General features: G+C 64.5%; 16 protein-coding genes. 9 read left to right on the top strand and 7 right to left on the bottom strand.

What is annotated here, in order from left to right:
* The first annotated feature begins 141 nt into the window (after positions 1-141).
* From K7H93_RS10795 to K7H93_RS10805, 3 genes are read left to right on the top strand one after another with little or no spacing between them, the layout of a single operon-like run.
* Positions 142-1,131 (top strand): glycosyltransferase family 2 protein, encoded by a 990-nt coding sequence (locus tag K7H93_RS10795; RefSeq protein WP_010235053.1) that lies wholly within the window; start codon positions 142-144, stop codon positions 1,129-1,131.
* Positions 1,132-1,159: 28 nt separating this feature from the next.
* Entirely contained in the window at positions 1,160-2,098 is a 939-nt protein-coding gene (locus K7H93_RS10800; RefSeq protein ID WP_230783607.1) for a lysylphosphatidylglycerol synthase transmembrane domain-containing protein, read from the top strand.
* Positions 2,095-3,813, top strand: coding sequence for a hypothetical protein (locus tag K7H93_RS10805; protein WP_230783608.1), 1,719 nt, complete (start codon positions 2,095-2,097; stop codon positions 3,811-3,813). The genes K7H93_RS10800 and K7H93_RS10805 overlap by 4 nt, the downstream gene beginning before the upstream one ends.
* Positions 3,814-3,826: 13 nt before the next feature.
* On the opposite strand, the gene K7H93_RS10810 is transcribed toward K7H93_RS10805, so the two are convergent.
* The 3 genes from K7H93_RS10810 to K7H93_RS10820 form a co-directional block, all read right to left on the bottom strand.
* Positions 3,827-7,411, bottom strand: a complete 3,585-nt coding sequence (locus tag K7H93_RS10810) for a M1 family aminopeptidase (protein ID WP_230783609.1) — start codon at positions 7,409-7,411, stop codon at positions 3,827-3,829.
* Between the two features lie 14 nt (positions 7,412-7,425).
* A complete protein-coding gene (locus tag K7H93_RS10815) occupies positions 7,426-8,319 on the bottom strand; it encodes an ABC transporter ATP-binding protein (RefSeq protein ID WP_010235060.1) in 894 nt (297 codons plus the stop codon).
* A gap of 117 nt (positions 8,320-8,436) precedes the next feature.
* Positions 8,437-8,844 (bottom strand): nuclear transport factor 2 family protein, encoded by a 408-nt coding sequence (locus K7H93_RS10820; protein ID WP_010235062.1) that lies wholly within the window; start codon positions 8,842-8,844, stop codon positions 8,437-8,439.
* 110 nt (positions 8,845-8,954) lie between these two features.
* Between K7H93_RS10820 and K7H93_RS10825 the strand changes: the two genes are divergently transcribed.
* From K7H93_RS10825 to K7H93_RS10840, 4 genes are all read left to right on the top strand, one after another.
* Positions 8,955-9,482 carry a VOC family protein gene (locus K7H93_RS10825; RefSeq protein WP_230783610.1) on the top strand — a complete coding sequence of 176 codons (528 nt, stop codon included), beginning with the start codon at positions 8,955-8,957 and terminating at the stop codon, positions 9,480-9,482.
* 3 nt (positions 9,483-9,485) lie between these two features.
* On the top strand, positions 9,486-9,836 hold the full coding sequence (locus tag K7H93_RS10830; RefSeq protein WP_230783611.1) for a Rieske (2Fe-2S) protein: 351 nt from the start codon (positions 9,486-9,488) through the stop codon (positions 9,834-9,836).
* Positions 9,837-9,924: 88 nt separating this feature from the next.
* Entirely contained in the window at positions 9,925-10,353 is a 429-nt protein-coding gene (locus K7H93_RS10835; protein WP_054525108.1) for a nuclear transport factor 2 family protein, read from the top strand.
* A gap of 4 nt (positions 10,354-10,357) precedes the next feature.
* Entirely contained in the window at positions 10,358-11,368 is a 1,011-nt protein-coding gene (locus K7H93_RS10840) for an NADP-dependent oxidoreductase (protein ID WP_230783612.1), read from the top strand.
* Positions 11,369-11,440: 72 nt separating this feature from the next.
* Here K7H93_RS10840 and K7H93_RS10845 read toward each other — a convergent pair whose 3' ends face one another.
* Positions 11,441-12,208: an SDR family NAD(P)-dependent oxidoreductase gene (locus tag K7H93_RS10845; RefSeq protein ID WP_230783613.1), complete on the bottom strand. Its 768-nt coding sequence runs from the start codon at positions 12,206-12,208 to the stop codon at positions 11,441-11,443.
* 67 nt (positions 12,209-12,275) lie between these two features.
* Positions 12,276-14,564 (bottom strand): TonB-dependent receptor, encoded by a 2,289-nt coding sequence (locus K7H93_RS10850; RefSeq protein WP_230783614.1) that lies wholly within the window; start codon positions 14,562-14,564, stop codon positions 12,276-12,278.
* Positions 14,565-14,706: 142 nt separating this feature from the next.
* On the opposite strand from K7H93_RS10850, the gene K7H93_RS10855 reads away from it, so the two are divergent.
* Positions 14,707-15,720, top strand: coding sequence for an NADP-dependent oxidoreductase (locus tag K7H93_RS10855; protein ID WP_230783615.1), 1,014 nt, complete (start codon positions 14,707-14,709; stop codon positions 15,718-15,720).
* Between the two features lie 28 nt (positions 15,721-15,748).
* On the opposite strand, the gene K7H93_RS10860 is transcribed toward K7H93_RS10855, so the two are convergent.
* A complete protein-coding gene (locus tag K7H93_RS10860) occupies positions 15,749-16,510 on the bottom strand; it encodes an SDR family NAD(P)-dependent oxidoreductase (RefSeq protein ID WP_010235077.1) in 762 nt (253 codons plus the stop codon).
* 144 nt (positions 16,511-16,654) lie between these two features.
* On the opposite strand from K7H93_RS10860, the gene K7H93_RS10865 reads away from it, so the two are divergent.
* Complete coding sequence (locus K7H93_RS10865; protein WP_230783616.1) at positions 16,655-17,458, top strand: SDR family NAD(P)-dependent oxidoreductase; 804 nt, start codon at positions 16,655-16,657, stop codon at positions 17,456-17,458.
* Positions 17,459-17,480: 22 nt separating this feature from the next.
* Here K7H93_RS10865 and K7H93_RS10870 read toward each other — a convergent pair whose 3' ends face one another.
* Positions 17,481-19,100, bottom strand: a complete 1,620-nt coding sequence (locus K7H93_RS10870) for an AMP-binding protein (RefSeq protein WP_230783617.1) — start codon at positions 19,098-19,100, stop codon at positions 17,481-17,483.
* Positions 19,101-19,144: the final 44 nt, after the last annotated feature.

Consider the following 19,144-nt stretch of genomic DNA (forward strand, 5'->3'; position numbering starts at 1 on the left):
CTTTGTCCGGTTGAGCCAAACTGTGCGAGCCCATAGAGGGGGAGCGCCGATCACGGCAACATTTCTTCTGGCCATCAACGGGTCTAGGGGCTTTAGCGCCCCGCACACTCCCGTGAGACCCATCGATCAAAGAGCCCGCCTGTGAAGCTGATCATTCAAATCCCCTGCTACAACGAGGAAGAGACGCTTGGCGAGGCGCTGAGCGATCTGCCGCGCGAAGTGCCCGGCATCGACGTGGTCGAATGGCTGATCATCAATGATGGCAGCACCGACCGGACGGTGGAGGTCGCCAAGGCGCATGGGGTCGATCATATCGTCGATCTGCCGGTGAACATGGGGCTGGCGCACGGCTTCATGGCCGGTGTCCAGCGCGGCCTTGCCGAAGGCGCGGACATCATCATCAACACCGATGCGGACAACCAGTACGACGCGTCCGACATCCCGCAACTGGTCGAGCCGATCCTGAAAGGGCAGGCGCAATACGTGATCGGCGCGAGGCCGATCCCCGATATCGAGCATTTCAGCAGCACCAAGCGGTTCCTGCAGAAGCTGGGCAGCCGCGTGGTCCAGATCGTATCGGGGACGGACATTGCCGACGCGCCGAGCGGTTTCCGCGCACTGAGCCGAGAGGTCGCACTGCGGATCAACGTGTTCGACAGCTATACCTACACGCTGGAATCGATCATCCAGGCGGGGCTCAGCGATTTTCGCATCGTCTCCGTACCGGTCGGCGTGAATGGAGAGACGCGTCCTTCGCGGCTGGTCCGCTCGATCCGCGACTATGTGCGCCGCTCGATGATGTCGATCCTGCGGTCCTTCTTCGTCTACAAGCCGGGCAAGACGTTCTTCCTGCTCAGCCTGCTGCCCGCTTTGCTTGGGACGGGTCTGATGATCCGCTGGCTGGTGCTGTTCTACATGGGGACCGAGCGCGCGCATGTGCCCAGCCTGGTCGTCGCGGCGGTGATGCTGATCGCGGCGCTGATTTTCTGGGTGGCGGGCCTGCTGGGCGAGCTGTTCGCGATCAATCGTCGGCTGCTGCAGGACCTGCAATATATGAAGCGCAAGGAACTGGCGGACGCGCACCTGCGGCTGCGCGATCGGGAGCCGCCCGCCCCGCCGCCCGCGGGGTGAGTACCCCTCCGATGAGGGAGACGGCACAGTGAAGAAGGCGATCGGGGCACTGGTCAGCCTGATCCTGCTCGCGCTGATCTGGTGGCAGGTCGATCTGTCGTCGATCCGCGCGGCGCTGGCCGCTGCGGATGGCTGGTGGCTTGCCGCGGGCCTCGCGACGATCGTGCCGCTGACGCTGGTCACCGCGCTGCGTTTCGGCATGCTGACCCAGACGCCGATCGGCCTGTGGCCTGCCACCCGGCTGATCCTGGGCGCATCCTCGCTCAACCTCGTGCTGCCCTCGAAGCTGGGCGATCTGGCCAAGGCGGTCGCGCTGACCGGTCGCCACGGGTTCGACCCAAAGCTTGCGGTGGGCGTGGTGGTAATGGAGCGATCGCTCGACATGGCGGCGCTGCTGTTCTGGGGCGTGCTTGCACTGCTGTGGGTCGGTTGGGGCAATCTGTGGCTGATGCTCGCTGCGGCGGGCACCGGCGCAGTGCTGGTGCTGCTGATGGTCCTGCTTTCGCCCTTGCGGTTCGCGAGCCGGCTCCTCGCGCTCGCCGGGCGGATCGCGCCGGGTCGGATCGGGCGCTGGTTGTCGGGCTTTGGCGAGACCTGGCAGCAGGCGGTCGGCTGGTTCTGGAGCGACCGCAGGCGCGTGGCCAAGGTCGCCGGGGTCAGCCTGCTGATCTGGGGCGGGCATCTCGCGCAGTTCTGGCTTTTCGCGCAAGGATTGGGCCGAGTGCCGTTCCTCGACAACATGGCCTTTGCCACGCTTGCGATCCTTGCCGGCCTGCTGCCTTTCACCATGGCGGGGGTGGGCACGCGCGATGCGGCGATCGTGCTGCTGTACGCGCCCTATCTCTCGGCAGGGTCCGCCGCCGTGCTCGGCGTGCTGGCGACCTTGCGCTATCTCGTGCCCGCAATCGCGGGCCTGCCCTTCATGGGCGACTATCTGGTCCAGGTCCGCAAGGAGCGCGCCGCATGATGATCCTTCCCGCACTCGACGACGAACGCGGCTGGCGCACCCTGCTGTTCGCCGCGACCGGCGTGACCGCGCTGATCTATCTCTACCTTGCCTTCTTCGTGCCCGGCACGCTGACTTACGCGCCGCTCACGATTCAGGACGATGCCCGCCAGTTCCTCACCTGGATGGCGCGGCTGAATGATCCGGACGCGATGCGCGGCGACCTGCTGGCGGATTACTGGCAGTCGGTCGGGCCGTGGGCCTACCGGATGCTGTTCACGGTGGCGAACATGCTCGGCCTCGAACATCTGGTATTCGCAAGACTGCTGCCGGTGCCGCTGCTGTTCCTTTCCGTCTGGATGGCCTGGCGGATCGCGCTGGCGCTGACCCAGCGCCCGCTCGCCGCCTTTGCCGCTGCCGCGCTGCTGGCCGGGTTCGTACTGCACGAGGATTCGATCTACTCGGCCACACCGCGCGCCTTTTCCGCTCCGCTGCTGCTGGTGTTCCTCGACGGGCTTCTGCGCAATCGCGGGTGGCAGATGATCCCGACGCTGTTCGTGCTCGGCCTGCTGTACCCGACCACCGCGCTGGTCGCCCTGACGATGATGGGCCTGTCGCGGGTCGGCTGGCGGCCGTTCCGGATCGATTTCAGCCTCAGGACATGGGTGCTGTGCGGGCTCGGCGCGATAGCGGTCGGCGCGGCAGTGATCCCGCTGGCGGGCGCGACCGAGGGCTGGAGGCCGACCCTCACGATCAGCGACGCGCTGGGGATGGAGAACATGAACACCGGCCTCGCACGCAGCGCGGTGGTCGGCCTGTCGGGCAAGGTCGATCTGGTGTGCCAGGCGCGCACCGGCCTGCTGCCCGAAATCGTCCCCTGCTGGTCGACCCGGTGGGCCTGGCTGCCCAACATGTTGCTGCTGGTGCCGATGCTGTGGCTCGCCTTCGCGGCAGTGCGGCGCGGTTCCTTCCGCGTCGACGGGGAGCCGGGCAATTTCATCTATGCCTGGGTGCTGATCGCCGGGATCGCGTGGTGGGCGGTGGCGGTTGCCTTGGCGTTCTCGCTTCATCTGCCCAGCCGATATACCCAGCGCACGCTCTCGGTGCTCGAGTTCATCGCGATCGGGCAGGTGGCCGGCATGTGGCTCGATGCGCGGCTGCGGGCAGGGGCGATCGACGCGCGCGTCTATGCGGGCGGCGGCCTGCTGGCTGCCTTCCTCGTCGCATCCTTCCTCTCGCCCACCCCGGGGCTGACCCGCCCTGCCGATCCCGGCGCGATCGCGCGGATCGATAGCCTGCCCGATTCAGCGGTGATCGGCGGGGTGAGCGAGGAGCTGGACTTCATCCCCGCGCTGACCGGCCATCGTACGCTCGCCAGCGCAGAGCATTCGATTCCCTATCACATGGGCTATTTCGGCCCGCTTCGGGACCGGCTGGAGGATGCGCTGGCGGCGGTTTCTTCATCCGATCAGGCGGCGCTGGACGAGTATGTCGAGAAATACGGCGTCACCGTGATCGCGGTCGATCGTGCTTTCCTGATGCAGGGCACCTTGCCCGAGCGGTGGGATCTGGTCGTGCCCGCGGCGTTCCGCGCGGCACAGGCGCGGCTTGCGCGCGGACCATCTGCCCTGCGTCGCGCTGCGCCCGGCTGCATCATCCACGACGGCGAACTGATGCTGCTCGACGCCGCCTGCCTCGGCCGCAGCCCGCAAGGCGGGAGCGGAGAGGCAGGCTGAGCGTCGCATATCGCTAGTCGATTGCGACGATATTATCGTCCGAATTGCGGTCGATATACTTGTTGTACGGATCGATCCCCGCGAAGCTCGGCCGTGTGTCGGTGACGATCCGGATCGTCTGCGAGCCGGAGTGGACGGGGTAGCGGCGCAGCGCCAGCACGTCCTTGCGCTCGAACGCGCCCAGACCGGGCTTCTGCGCAAACACGCCCACTTCGATCTCGTCGCTCAGCAGCGCCTTGCGCTCCTTGCCCTGACCATCGGCGTAGAACTTTTCCGCATCCACGGTGATCTCGGTCTCGAACTTGCCGTCCGCGCGCTTCGTCACCTTGGCCTCGTCCGCCTTCAGATCGTACAGCGTGATCCGCTGAAGCAGGTCGGTCACCAGATCGCGTTCCTGCTTGTTGCGCGCCAGCGACAGGTAACCGCCGACCAGATCGTTCGCGTTGGCGTAGGGCGGCCCCTTGAACTTGTAGCGATCGAGCAGGCCGGACAGCATCGTATTGACCCGATCCTCACCCAGCCGGTCCTGCAGCAGGTAGGTGACCACCGCACCCTTGCGGTAGTGGATGTAGCCCTGGTCTTCGACCCGTTCGAGCGGCAGTTCCTCGATCGCCTCGCTGCCGCGCGCTGCGAGGTAGTTGTCCAGCTCGTATTTCAGGAAGCGGCGGATGTTATCTTCGCCGTACAGGTGCTTCATCACCATCAGCGCGGAATACTGGGCCATCGTTTCGACCAGCATGGTGCCGCCCTGCTGATCCGAACTGATCAGCTGGTGCGCCCAGTATTGGTGGCCGAGCTCGTGCGCGGTGACATAGGTGACGTAGTCGATGCTCTCCGCATCGCCATTATCGGCGATGAAGCCCATGTCTTCGGAATAGGGGATCGTCCCGGCAAAGGCCTGCGCGAAGGATGCGTAGCCCGGGAATTCGATGATCCGCGCATAGTCGAACTGGTAGGGGCCGAAATTGGCCTCGTAATAGTCGAGGCTGACCTCCATCGCGTCCAGCATCCGCTCCACGTTGAAGTCGTGTTTGGGGTGGTGGTAGATTTCCAGCGTGGTGCCGTTGTGCACCCGCCGGGTGACTTCGTAGTCTGCCGACTGGATCGAGAAGAACGCGAGGATCGGCTGCTTCGACACGAACCGCGCCACGCGCCGGTCGCCGCGGACCTCGTCGGACACGCGGTCGCCGGGGGCGACCGGGGTCTGGCCGGCGACGGTCGAGACCGTGATGTCCGAGGTGACCCACGGCGAATTGCCCACGTAATTGCGGTTGCGCGCGCTTTCGTCTTCCAGCTTGGCCTGCCGCAGTTCGGCGGGCAGATCGTATTTGCGCCGGGTTGCCCGGTCGCTCAGCAGGCCGGACCGGCTCATGCCGATCTGCGGCACGAACTCGCTGTTGCTCAGGAAGGTGCCGTTGCGCACCAGCCGGGTGTCGTCACCGCTGGCACGCATGCCCTGCTGCCAGCGCCGCGTGGCGAAGGTGAACGTACCTGTCGCACCCGGGGCCAGCGGCTGATCGAAGCGGTAGATGCGGTACTTGTTCTCTTCGTCATCCATGTCGAGAGTCGCGCCCTCGACTTTGATCGAGCGGATTTCCGCGTCGGAATCGGCGATCCGCAGATGCAACTGCTCCAGCGGCCTGCCCGTGTTGTTGACGAAAGCGATCGTCCCGCGCGCCTCCATGCGGGTTTCCTCGGGATAGAGGTCGACGGCGAGCTTCATGTCGGTCGCGGTCGGCTGGGGCAGGTTTTCGTATTTGAGATATTTCTTCTCGTACGCCGCCAGCTGGGCCTCGACGTCGTCCTGCGTGCGGTACTCGTCGACCACGTTCATCTGGTAGAAGATCCACCCGCCCGACAGCGCGGCCACGGCCAGCGCACAGACAAGGATGGCACCCGACGGCGAGGCGAGCCTGCGCGGCAATTGCCGCAGGCGGGGCAGCAGCGCGCCATCGGCTCCGCGCCGCCACAGCAAGTGGGCGAGCACCGCCAGCACCAGCGCGATCGCGCCCCAGTACAGCCGCAGCCACCAGCCGGTCGACCAGCCGACATTCGCGCCGTTGATATCGGACACGCGCATCGTGCCGGTGCTGCCATAGAGATACAGCGGATGCTCGAAGCCCAGGCTGGAGAGCACGATGGTGCCGATCAGGTAGAGCACCATGATGCCCCAGCCGACGAACTTGTTCGGGCTCAGCGCCTGGATAAAGATCGACAGGATCGCGAGCAGCACCATGTCGACCGACATCGGCAGCACGTACCAGGCGAGATATTTGCCGATCTCGAAATCGGTATAGCCGCGAAAGGCCTGGATCAGCATCGCCGCGACCACGGAGATCAGCAGGGTCGCGATCAGCACGAAGGCGACCGCAATCGTCTTGGGCACCATGTACGACCACCCGGGAACCGAGGTGGAATCGATGATCTCGTTGAACTTGCGCTCCCGGTCGCGCCAGACCAGCTCCCCGCCGTAGTAGATCGCGATGATGATCGGGATCAGCGCGAAGGTGCCCATCAGCGGCTCGATCAGCGCGAAGGTGAGGGGGCGTGCGGGCGTGCCGTAAATCTCGTTGCCGAAGAACAGCCCGGCGAAGGCGTTGAACAGGCCGATCAGCAGCAGCACGAAGAAGGCGGGGCTGCGCAGCACCTGCCCCATCTCGAACCGGGTGCGCGCGACCAGCCGGGCCCAGCCGGCACGCTCGGGCGTCGGCTGGGGCAGGGTGTCGACCAGCCGCGGCTCCTTCGCCGCCAGTTTCGCCTGCTTCCTGTCGGCCTTGCGCGCCTTGCGTGCCGAGATCGACTTGCTCGCGAAGCTGAACCGCCAGTAGGCGAGTGCCAGCATGAGGGCGGAAAAGCCCAGCCAGATCGCCCGGTTGGCCAGCAGAACACCGTCGATCGGCGGGATCAGCGTGTTCGATTCCGCGGCAGTCCAGTAACGGGTCGCATTGCCGAAAGCGGCCAGTCCGAAAGGCTCGATATAGCTCGCCAGGTCGCGGTATTCGGGCTGGCTCGACATCACCGAGTTGAGGACGATGTAGAGCACCAGAAACAGCACCACGGCGACGTAGGTGTACATCATCGAGCGGGTGATGGTCGCCACTGCAAAGAACAGCGCGCTGACCATGAAGATGCTCGGCAGGGCGAACACGAAATAGGCGAACGCGTAGTAGGAGAAGCGGTTGGGCCCGATCGTTTCGGGGTCGAGCCACGGCATCAGCGAGCCGATCCAGATCCCCAGCGGCACCACCAGGAAGGCGCATGCGGCGGCGACGAAAGCGCCGGTAAAGCGCCCGAACAGGTAGCTGAACTTGCTGACCTGAGTGGACCTGATGAGCGGACCGAACCCGCTTTCCTCGTCGCGCACGATCACGTTGGCGACGAAGGCGGTGGTCACGAACATGAAGAACAGCGTCAGGATCATGTGGGTCGTGACGATCGCCACGGGGCTGTTGGCGTTGACATTGCCACCCCCGCCGATGGTGATGTCGTCACTCGCCATCGCGCCATAGGTCAGCAGGAAGAAGATGACCGTCGCGACCCAGAACACCGGGTTGCGCAGCTGGTAGCGCAGTTCGAACAGCGCGATTTTTGCAAACATGGTGCTGCTCCCGCTCAGGCGGCGATGTCGGCAGGCGCGCGGCGCGAGCTGGCGAGGGCGGAGAAATAGACATCCTCAAGCCCGCCTTCGACCGCCTGGAAACCAGGCCCCGGCGCCCCGTCGGACAGGACGTGGATGATCGTCTGGCCCGCGAACAGGCGGGTGGAGATCACCTCGTATTTCTCGCGCATCTCGTCGAGTTCGGAACGCTCGATCGTCTTGGCCCACACGGTGCCGCGTGCCTTGTCGATCAGTTCCTTCGGTGCGCCCTGCAGGCTGATCTTGCCGTCGATCAGCACCGCCATGCGCGGGCACAGGTCGGCGACATCCTCCACGATGTGCGTGGAGAGGATCACCACCACGTTCTCGCCAATTTCAGCCAGCAGGTTGAGGAAGCGGTTACGCTCTTCCGGGTCCAGCCCGGCGGTCGGTTCGTCGACGATGATGAGGTTGGGGTTGCCGATCAGCGCCTGCGCAATACCGAAGCGCTGGCGCATCCCGCCGGAAAAGCCCGCAATCGCCTTCTTGCGCACGCCCCACAGGTTCACCTGGTTGAGCAGCGTCTCGACCGTCGCCTTGCGATCCGAAGCGGAAGAAATGCCCTTCAGCACCGCCATGTGATCGAGCATGTCGTAAGCGGAAACGCGCGGGTACACGCCGAAATCCTGCGGTAGGTAGCCGAGCTGCTTGCGCAGTTCCTCGGGATTTTCGAGGATGTCGATCTCGCCGAAGCGGATGCTGCCCGAACTGGGCGTCTGCAGCGTCGCAACCGTGCGCATCAGGGTCGACTTGCCCGCGCCGTTGGGGCCCAGCAGGCCGAACATCCCCTTCGGGATCGACAGCGTCACATCGTCGAGCGCGCGCACTCCATTGGGATAGGTGTGCGTGACGTTTTGCAGTTCGAGCATTGGTAAGCTGACTCCCCTCAAGCTGACCAAGGCCTAGCATGAGATCGGGCAGCGTGCCCTGACGCCAATCGAAGCGCTGATGTCGCTGGTCGATGAGGCGGCTTACCGCCCGCGGGATCAGGCGTTGCCCGCCTTCTTGGCCGCCACCGCAGCATCGAACGCGGCGGGGTTGTAGTAATAGGGCTTGATCTCGCACACCTTGCCGTCGCGGAAGCGGAACATCTCGCAGGTCTCCGCCGGGGCCAGTCCTTCCTGCGCGAACTGGATTTCGAGGATCACCACCGCGTAGTCGCCGCCGGTGGTGGTCTCGATCCGCTTGATCCCGCTGGCATCGACCATTGTGAAGACCAGCGTGTAGAGCTCTCTCAGCCCGCCACGACCGGTGAAGCGGCCCTTCATCGGCAGGTGATCGGCCTCGCTGGCGAAGAAGTCTTCGGTCAGCATGGACTCCGCGCGTTCCCAGTCGCCCGCTCCGGTGGCGGCGTAAAGGTCGTCGATCAGCTTGAGCTTTTCATCGTGCGTCATCACTCTCTCCCGGTTTCTTATCGGGGGCATTCTTTCGATCAGCCCGCGCGCGGGCACCTGCCGAAATGGTTAGCCTGTGCCGCTCAAGCGTGGCTGCTAGGCCGGTGGATATGGGAGACGTCGCAAGTCCGGTCAGGCAAATCGCGTATTTCTGCGAGGATGTCCGCGCGGCGGCGATGGATCACCATCGGCTGTTCGGCTCCGGCCCGTTCTTCGTGCTCGACCGGATTACGCTTGCCCATGCGACCTATCGCGGGGCCGACAGCGATCTGGTCCACAGCTCCGCCTATGGCCAGTGGGGGCCGGTGATGGTGGAGTTCGTCCAGCAGGATAGCGCTGGCGTGTCTCCGTTCCGCGAGATGTTCGCGGAGGGGGAAACCGGGCTGCACCATATCGCGCTGTTCGAGGACGATCTGGAAGCTGCGGTCGCGCGCTTTGCCGACCGGGGCCACACGGAGGCGTTTCGCGGGACGATGGAGGACGGCTTCCAGTTCGTTTTCATCGACACCGTCGCCAGCCTTGGGCACATGGTCGAACTTTACCGGCCTGTGTCCGCGCTGGTCGGTTTTTACGACATGGTTGCGGACGCGGCGGCCGGGTGGGACGGCAGCGAGCCCGTTCGTGTTCTGGAAGGGTGATGAATGAGTGCCACGTGGTTTGAGGCTGTTGCGATCGACGCATTTCCCGAAGAGGGGAAGCTCGCGACGAAGCTGGGTGAATGGAACGTCCTGATCGTGCGCGAGGATGGTGCGTTCACCGCTTTCAACGATTGCTGCACCCATCAGGCCTCTGCCCTTTCGACAGGGCGTATCCGTCGCGGCACGATCATGTGTCCGCTCCACGGCGCGCGGTTCGAGGCGCGCACCGGCAAGTGCATCGGCGGGGCCTATCCTGCGCTGCGCATGTTCGAAACGCGCGAGAGCGAGGGCATGCTGGAGGTCGCCGTGCCGGATCAGCCGCCCGCGATAGGCGAGCGCCCAAAGCTAGGCTGAGGCCTGCTACCCCCCTCCAATATTGCACAGCTGGCCCGCGGCCTCGCAGCCTGTAGGGTCTGCCGGACAATAATGGAGAGGACATTTCATGAGCTATACCGGCCCGGTCGAGGACCGGCTCGCTATTCGCGAGCTGATCGAAGCCTATGCGGACGCGGTGACGCGGCGCGACGCGGATGATTGGGGGGCTTGCTGGTCGCAAGACGCCCGGTGGGAAATGCCCGATTACCCCGAATTTCCGCCGCAGGAAGGCCGCGACAACATCGTCGCCCTGTGGAAATCGGCGATGGAGCAATATCCCGGCATCATGTTCCAGGCCTGGCCCGGCGCGATCGAGATCGACGGCGACCATGCGAAGGTCCGCAGCTGGACCGCAGAAGTCTACGACCAGGGCGACAATACCGTGCGCGATCGCGGAGCCTATGACGACGAATGCGTGAAGGTGGACGGACGCTGGGTGTTCTCGCGCCGCAGCTTCCGCAATATTCACAAGCAAATCCAGCCGAAGGGGTGCTGAGGCGATGAGCACCCGTCGCCACTGGCGTCTCGATGCGCGGCCCGAAGGGCACGATTACGAAGCCGCACTGTCTTTGCAGGAAGAAACCCTGCCCGAACTGGCGGAGGGGCAGGTGCGGGTTGCCGCGCAATACCTCTCCATGGATGCAGGCGTGCGCGTGTGGATGAGCGCGCGGGAGGACGGCTATTCACCGCCGATCCCGCTCGGCGCGACGATGCAGGGCCAGTTTATCGGCCGCGTCGAGGCTTCGCGCAGCGATGCCTTCGAAGAGGGCGACCTGGTTCGCGGCTTCGGCGACTGGGCGACCCACAGCACGGTCGACCCGGCGCTGTCCGGGTTGACCAAGCTGGACGCGGATATCGACGATGTCCGCCAGCATTTCGGCGTGCTCGGTCTCAATGGCATGACCGCGCTGTGCGGGCTGACCGATGTGATCGGCGGTCTTGAGGAAGGGCAGACCGTGCTCGTCTCCGCAGCTGCCGGGGCGACCGGCGGAGCGGCCTGCCAGATCGCGCGCAACATGGGCTGCAAGGTCTACGGCATCGCCGGTTCGCCCGAGAAGTGCGAGTGGCTGACGGGCACGCTCGGGCTCGACGGTGCGATCGACTACAAGCGGCAGAATGTCGCCGAAGAGATCGCGAAGATCGATGGCGGGATCGACGTCTATTTCGAAAATGTCGGCGGCCCGATCCTCGATGCGGCGCTACCCAACATGGCGCTGGGCGGCAGGATCGGCATTTGCGGGCTGCTTTCGGGCTATACCAGCGAAAGCGGCGAGGCTGGCCCGGCGCGGTTCGACCAGATCCTGATGAAGCGCCTGACCGTGAAGGGCATCTTCCTGCCCGACTATCTGGCCCAGGGCTACGACTACTACCCGCAACTGCGCACCTGGTACGACGAGGGCAAGCTGGTCGGCGATATCGACGAGACGCGCGGCATCGAAAACACGCTGCAGGCGTTCCGGCGCATGCTGACCGGCGACAAGTCGGGCAAGGTCATCGTCGCGATCGACTGATCCTGTGCGAACAGGAAAAAGGGGGCGCAGCCGATCCCGGCGCGCCCCCTTTTTTGTGCGTCATGAGCTAGCTTACTGAGCGGTCATCCCGCCATCGACCACCAGTTCGGTCCCGGTGACATAGCGACCTTCGTCGCAGCTGAGGAACAGCACTGCATTGGCGATATCGACCGGATCGCCCATCCGGCCCATCGGGATCGAGTCGACCACCGCATCGAAGTGCTCTGCATTGTCCGCTTTCGCGACGTTCTGCATGTTGGTGTCGATCATCCCCGGGTGGATCGAATTGACCCGGATGTTGTCGCGCGCGCATTCGATCGCGATGGTCTTGCCGAACATCCGCACCCCGGCCTTGGCCGCAGCATAGGCGGAACAGGCGGGCACACCGACCAGCCCGGCGACCGACGACAGGTTGACGATCGAGCCGCCTTTCCCGGCCTTGCGCATGATCTCCACCGCGCGCCGCGTGCCGAAGAACACGCTGTCCAGATTGACGGTCAGCTGCTTGTTCCAGTCCGCGCTGGTCAGGTTCTCGATCGGGCGCAGTACGGCGATCCCGGCATTGTTGACGAGGATGTCGAGCGAGCCCCATTCCTGCGCAATCCGGTCGAGCACGCTGTCCCAGTCGGCTTCATCGGCGACGTCCTGCTTCAGCGCCATCGCGGTGCCGCCCGCATCGCGGATGCCTTTGGCGACCGCTTCCGCGCCGTCGAGATCAATGTCTGTCACGCAGACTTTCGCCCCCTCTTCGGCGAGGCGCTGCGCGGTTGCGCTGCCCAGACCGGGGACCGACGCGCCGCCGGTGATGAGTGCGATCTTGCCATCGAGGCGTTTGGTCATGATTTCCTCCTAGCGGAATAAAAAAGAGGCCGGGCGCGATGCCCGGCCTCGCTGGGATGGGTCTGGGTTAGAAGTCGAAGCCGAGAGATGCGCCGAAGATGCGCGGTTCGCGGGCCGACGAGAAGGAGAACAGCCCGGCCACGGTGAACGCGGCGTTCGGTCCGCGATCGTCGAGCAGGTTGCGCACGAAGACCGAGGCATAGGCGCGTGCGCCACCGATTTCGAAATTCGCGCGGATGCTGGCGTCGAGCAGGGTCTGCGCATCGGAGCGAACCCGCGGGTCGTTTCCGTTCACGATCACCGGCCCGTTGGCCAGGTCGCCGCTGAGCGGCCCGAGCGAAATCTGCTGATCGTACGGATCGATGTACCGGAAGGTGACGTTGCCGACCATGCTGCCGAAACTGGTCGGCTGGTCGTAGGTCGCGCCGATCGAGCCGGTGATCTTCGGGTTGTAGATCAGGTTGTTGTTCGAATAGTCGAACGGGATGATGTTGCCGTTCACCGGCGAGACGTTGCCCACGATGAACCCGTCGACCTCGTTGTTGAGATAGCCCAGGGCCCCATTGATGGTCAGCTCGCTGGTCAAACGCGACGTGAAGTCCGCTTCCAGGCCCCAGATGGTTGCCGAGGCGACGTTGTCGGTGATCGTCTGGTTGCCCGTCGGACCGCCGGGGATGGTCGTGTTCGCCTGCAGGTCATTATACTTCGAATAGAACCCGGCGAAGTTGAACTGGGTGCGGCCGAAACTCAGTTTGGTGCCCAGTTCGAAGCTGTCGACGACCTCGGGCTCGTAGGGGCGGCTGGCGGTCGCGGCCGTCGCTGCACGCGGGGAGAACCCGCCCGAGCGGAAGCCCTGCGAATAGCTGGCATAGACCATCAGATCTTCGTTGGGCCGCCAGTCGACCCCCAGCTTGGGGGTGAATTTCTTGAACGTGGCTTCGCCCTGGCCGACGAGCCCGGTCTGGGCGAACCCGTTGCTGAGCTCCTTGGTGTCGGTCGTGTACCGTCCGCCGAACGACACGCGGACCGTATCCGACAGGCTGAGGTTGAAGTCGCCGAACACGGCGAAGCTTTCCACCGAGCCTATAACCGATTGCGGATTGTTGTCCGTGGTGCTCGCATCGACCCCCGGCTGGAACCCGAAGACCGAGGTGTACTGGATCAGGTCGTAGTTCGAGTTGAAATAGTACCCACCGATCACGAAATCGAAATTGTCGGTGAAGTTGCCGGCGGCGCGCAGCTCCTGGCTGAACTGGTCGTAGTTCTGAAGGCGGCGGACCTTGTACAGATCTACGCTGGAACCGTCGAAATCCTGGCCCTGGTTCTCTTCCGATTTGCGATAGCTGGTGATCGAGGTGAGCGCGAGGCTGCCCAGATCGAGGTTCATCTCCAGCGTACCTGCCGGGGCCTTGTAGGTCGATTTGAAAGGCTCGGTGAAGACCGTGTACAGGTCGCTCGTCGTGTTACGATTGCATTCGATCGCGGGCATGAAGCCGCAGAAGACTTCCCCCGTCTCGGTGATCGGCGCGTTGACCACGTCGAAGGACTGTTCCTGCTGTTCCAGCGTCAGCAGGGCTTCGAAGGGGCCGCCATCACCAACCTTGATCGCTACGCCATAGTTTTCGTTGTTGCTCCCGCCGCGACGGTCGCCGGTGTAGTAATCGGTGTAATAGCCGTCGGATTCGGTGTGGAAGTAGAAGAACTTGCCCGACACCGTATCGCCGAGCATCGGCGTGTTGACGACCGCGCGGGTCGCAAAGGTGCCGTACTCGCCATAGCTTGCTTCGGCCTTGACGCCGAACTGGCCGGTCGGGCGGGTGCGGCGGATGTTGATCACGCCGCCGATCGTGTTGCGGCCGAACAGCGTGCCTTGCGGGCCGCGCAGCACTTCGACCTGTTCGATATCGAAGAAGTCGAGGAACTGGCCGGTGCTGGTGCCGATGAATACGCCGTCGATCACGACGCCCACGGTCGGTTCGGCGGATTTCTCGACGTCGGCATAGGTGAGGCCGCGAATGGAGAGGTTCGCCGCAGCCGCGCCGCTGTTCTGGTTGGTGATCAGCAGGTTGGGCGACAGGCCCTGAATATCGCCGATGGTCGTGGTGCCGCGATTATCCAGCGTCTGGGTGTTGATCGCGGTGATTGCGACCGGCGTATCCTGCAGCGCTTCGTCGCGGCGGCGGGCGGTAACGATGATCTCGCCATCCATGTCGCTGTCATCGGCCTGGTTCCCGACATAGCCATCGGGCGAATCGTCTTGCGGCGTCTGCGCCTGTGCCTGCGCGGGCATCGCCCACATCAAGGCGGAGGTGCCCAGCGCGGTTGCCAGGACCGTACGATAGGTCGAAACAGTCATCCTCTAATCCCCTCGTGAGTTCGCCATTCACCGATGGCTTCAACCTCAGTGTTTTCCCTGAGCTGCCGTCCGACTTGAACTGACAATTGGTAGAGGTGCCGTTGCACAGCCTATTTGTGAGGAATGGGAAGGGGAGATATTCATGACCGATAACAAGCGTTTTCTTCTCCGCCGCCGCCCTGAAGGCGAGCCGGTGGAGACCGATTTCGAGCTGGTAAGCGCCGCAATTCCGGCCCCGCCCGCGGGTGGTTTCGTGCTGCGCAACCACTTCGCCTCGCTCGATCCTGCACAGCGCGGATGGATGGACGACGCGCCCAGCTACATGCCGCCGATCGCTCTGGACGATCCCGTCCGGGCGACGACCGTGGGGCAGGTGCACGCGAGCGATCATCCCGATTATGCGCCCGGCGATTGGGTGATGGGATTGAACGCGATCGAGGAATATTCCGCCGTGGTGCCCGACGGGTTCACTGCCAAGGTCGATGTCTCGGCAGTCGACAGCCCCTCTCGGTTCCTTTCTGCTTTCGGCGCGGTCGGGTTGACCGCTTATTTCGGGCTGCTCGAAGTCGCGAAGCCCCAGCCGGGCGAGACCGTGCTGGTCTCCGGCGCGGCTGGCGCGGTCGGATCGGTGGTCGGGCAGATTGCAAAGATCCACGGCTGCCGCACGGTCGGCATCGCTGGCGGACCTGACAAATGCGCAAGGCTGGTCGAGCGCTATGGCTATGACGCGGCGGTCGATTATCGCGGCAAGTCCACGGAGCAGCTGGCCGACGCGATCCGCGAGGTCACGCCCGATGGCGCGAATATCGTGTTCGAGAATGTCGGCGGAACCGTGTTCGATGCCGAACTGATGAACCTCGCCAAGCATGCCCGGATCGTGCTGTGCGGTCTGATCAGCGAGTATAACAGCGAGACCAAGCACGGCGCGCGCAACCTGTGGCAGGTGCTCGCGCAGGAGGCGACGCTGCACGGATACCTGATCTCTGCCTATGTCGATCGCTTTGCCGAGGGCGGGGCGCAGATGGCCAAGTGGATCGCCAGCGGCGAGGTCGTGATGGACGAAGACATCCAGCACGGGATCGACAATGCCTATCCCGCATTCATGCGGCTGTTTTCCGGCGCCAACACGGGCAAGCTGATCCTCGCACTCGACTGAGGATCGGCTCGCCCGGCGGTGCGCGCAATCAGAACTGGTTGCGCTTGGTAATCCCGCTGTCGACCACGATGTTCGCGCCGGTCATGGTGGAGCATACCGGCGAGGCGACGAAGGCGATCGCCTTGGCCAGTTCGGTGCCGTCGGTCATTTTGCCCAGCGGCATCTGGCCCATGATCTGGCCGAAGAAATCGGGCATGCCTTCCTTGATCTGGGGCCACGGGCCGTCCTCGGTCCACACCGGGCCCGGGGTGATGCAATTGACCCGGATGTTCTTGGGCGCGAGCGCCTGCGACTGGGCGGAGGAATAGGCCATCACCGCCGCCTTCAACGCGTTGTAGGGCTGCACGCCCATGAACTCCTCGACCGCGCCGGTAGAGCTGATGCACAGCACGCTACCCGCGCCGGATTTTTCGAGATGCGGAAGAGCCGCCTCGATCCCGCGCCGCATCGGGAGCACGTCGGTCGCCAGAATGGTCTGCCATGCCTCGTCGGTATCCTCACCCGGGTTGGCCGAGGTGAAGCTGACGAAGATGTCGCACCCGCCCAGCGCGTCTGCGGCATTGCTGACGAAAGCGGGCACCGCGCTCGCATCAGTCACGTCGAGCGCTTCGGAATAAACCTTCGCGCCCTTGCCTTCGCATTCCTTGGCGGTGGCGGAAACCTTGTCCGCGCTGCGTCCGCAAATCGCGACGTCGCAGCCTTCTTCGGCGAGCACGTGTGCGACTTGCCGCCCGATGCCGCCGTTTGCACCGACCAGAATCGCCTTCTTGCCCTTGAGTTGCAGGTCCATTGTCGTCTCCCGGAAAATTGCTTGAGATTATCTCCATCCCACCGTGTTCGAGCGGGCCGGTGCACACCACTGCGTTTTGTAACAGGCCCGGCGCTTCCGGGGCTCTGATACGCTCGATCCGATAACTAAAGCAGGAGAGCGGATATGAAACGGCTGGAAGGCAAGCGGGCGATTATTCTGGGCGCGAGCAGCCGGGACAACATGGGCCAGGTGATGGCGCGCAGGTTCATGGATGAAGGCGCACAGGTAATGGTCTCGGGCCGCAAGGCCGATGTGCTGGAAGACTTCGCGAAGGACACCGGCGCTGTATGGCACGCGTGCGATATCACGCAGGAAAGCAGCCTTGCCGAGCTGGCCGATGCGGCGATGGAGCAGATGGGCGGGATCGACATTGCGGTCAATTCCACCGGCTGGGGCCTGCTGGAGCCGTTCCTCGACACGACCCGCGAAACGCTCGACCAGATGACGGCGCTGCAATTCATCGGGCCATACCAGTTCTTCCAGGCGATGCTGCGCAAGATGGCCCGCAGCCATGGCGGGCAGGGCGGCTCGATCATCCAGATCAGCTCCGCCACCGCCGTCATCATGCTGGAAAATCACGCCGCCTACATGGGGACCAAGGCCGGGACCGATCATGTCGTGCGGTGCGTCGCCAACGAGTTCGGTGTCGAGGGCGTGCGCGCCAATTCGATCTCTCCCGGTCTCACCGACACGCCGATGAACGCGGACGCTGCCAAGGTGCCCGGCCTGTTCGAGAGCTTCCGCAAAGGCTATCCGCTGGGCCGGTGGGGGACCTCAGAAGACGTTGCCGAAGCGGCTGTTTTCCTCGCCAGCGATGCCTGTTTCATGACCGGCGAGAACCTGCAGGTAAACGGCGGGCTGTGCCTGCGCGGCAACCCGACGCAGGAAGAGATGCAGGCCTCGATCGAGGCGGCCTCGGCGAACTGAGACGCGCCGCCCGCAGGCCCGCCTAGGCGTCGGCGAGCTTGCGGGCGATGTCCTTGCGCAGCTGATCCTTGCGCACCTTGCCGCTCGCCGTGCGCGGGAAGTCGGTCACGAACTCGAACCGCTCGGGGATCTTCTGTTTGGCGAGGCCTGAATTGATCACATGATCGACCAGATCGCCGATTGCGGGCGGTTCGTCCCCGGCGATGCAGTAGGCGCAGACCCCTTCGCCAAGGCGATCGTGCGGCATTGCCACCACGCTCACATCCTGCAGGCCAGGGTGGGTGCGCAAGACGTCCTCGATCTCGACCGCGCTAATGTTTTCGCCGCCGCGGATGATCAAATCCTTCTTGCGCCCGGTCACGGTCAGCGCGCCATCGGCGGTCAAGCGGCCCAGATCGCCTGTGCGGAAAAAGCCGCGCTCGTCGATTGCGGCGCGGGTTTGCTCCTCGTCCGAATAGCCGAGCATCATGGCAGGGCCATGGGCGAGGATCTCACCCTCTTCGCCCGGCGGCAGATCGCGGCCCTCGCCGTCGACGATGCGGACCTGATAATCGACGACCTCGCCATCCGTGGTCGCGGCGAGTTCGGGATTGTCGGGCCAGCCATAGGTCACCAGCGGCACTTCGGAGGCACCGAACACGCGAAACGCGACGAGATTGTCGAACGCTTTGCGCGCGCTCGGGATCAGTTCGGGCGGCACCGCCGCGCCGCCGCAGGCGAACCAGCGTAGCGAAGGAAGGCGGGTGCCCGCCTTGCGTGCGGTATCGGCGAGCTCGACCAGGAATGGCGTTGCCGCCACCGTGCCGCTGACCCGATGCCGGTCGATCAGCGCGACCGCCTCGGCCGCATCCCAGCGCTCCATCAGAATGGTTCGCGTGCCCCGCACCAGCGGCATTTCCAGCCCGTTGGCGAAGCCCGAAATATGCGTGACGGGGGAGGGCATGATCAGCGTATCGCCCGCGTCCACCCCCCAGTGCGCTGCGCTATGATCGAGCACATGATCGAGCGTGGTGTGCGAATGGAGCACGCCCTTGGGCCGGCCGGTGGTGCCCGAGGTGTAGAGCACCATCTTGACCCCCTTCGGGTCGACCTCGACCTCTTTGAGGTCGAGCTGTGTACCTTGCTGTACTAGCGAGGCGTAGTCTTCGCCGACGGTATCGTCCCCGCGCACGACGAAGATATCCTCTAGCTGGGGCAGCTCCCGCTGCACGCGCGCGGCCATTGCGGCGAAGTCGTAATTGCGGAACTCGGCGCAGGTGAACAGCGCGCGGGCTCCGGAATCCGCCAGCATCAGGCCGACTTCGGCATCGCGGTAGATCGGTACGATCGGGACGATCACCAGCCCTGCCAGCGCCGCGGCGAGATCGATCACGGCAGTCTCGTGCCAGTTGGGCAGTTGGAAGGCGATAACATCGCCCGCCGCATAGCCGCGGTCCTGCAACGCAGCGGCCAACGCGCGCGCCTCGTCCAGCCACTCGCGCCGGGTGAGGTCGCGGCGTTCGTCGCTGATCGCGATGAAGCCGGGGTCGGCCTGCGCCAGTTCTTGCGCGCGCTTGGCGATTGTCGTGTCCCGCCAGTCGCTGTCTGCGTGGTGCGCGGGCGGAATGGCGAGCCAGTTCCAGGCTTTGCGCGGGTCGGCCATGAAAGCCCCTCTCTGTTTCGTTCTTATAGTTTCGCGTCGAAATC

The sequence above is a fragment of the Citromicrobium bathyomarinum genome, assembly GCF_021021475.1.
GTDB lineage: Bacteria > Pseudomonadota > Alphaproteobacteria > Sphingomonadales > Sphingomonadaceae > Alteriqipengyuania > Alteriqipengyuania bathyomarina.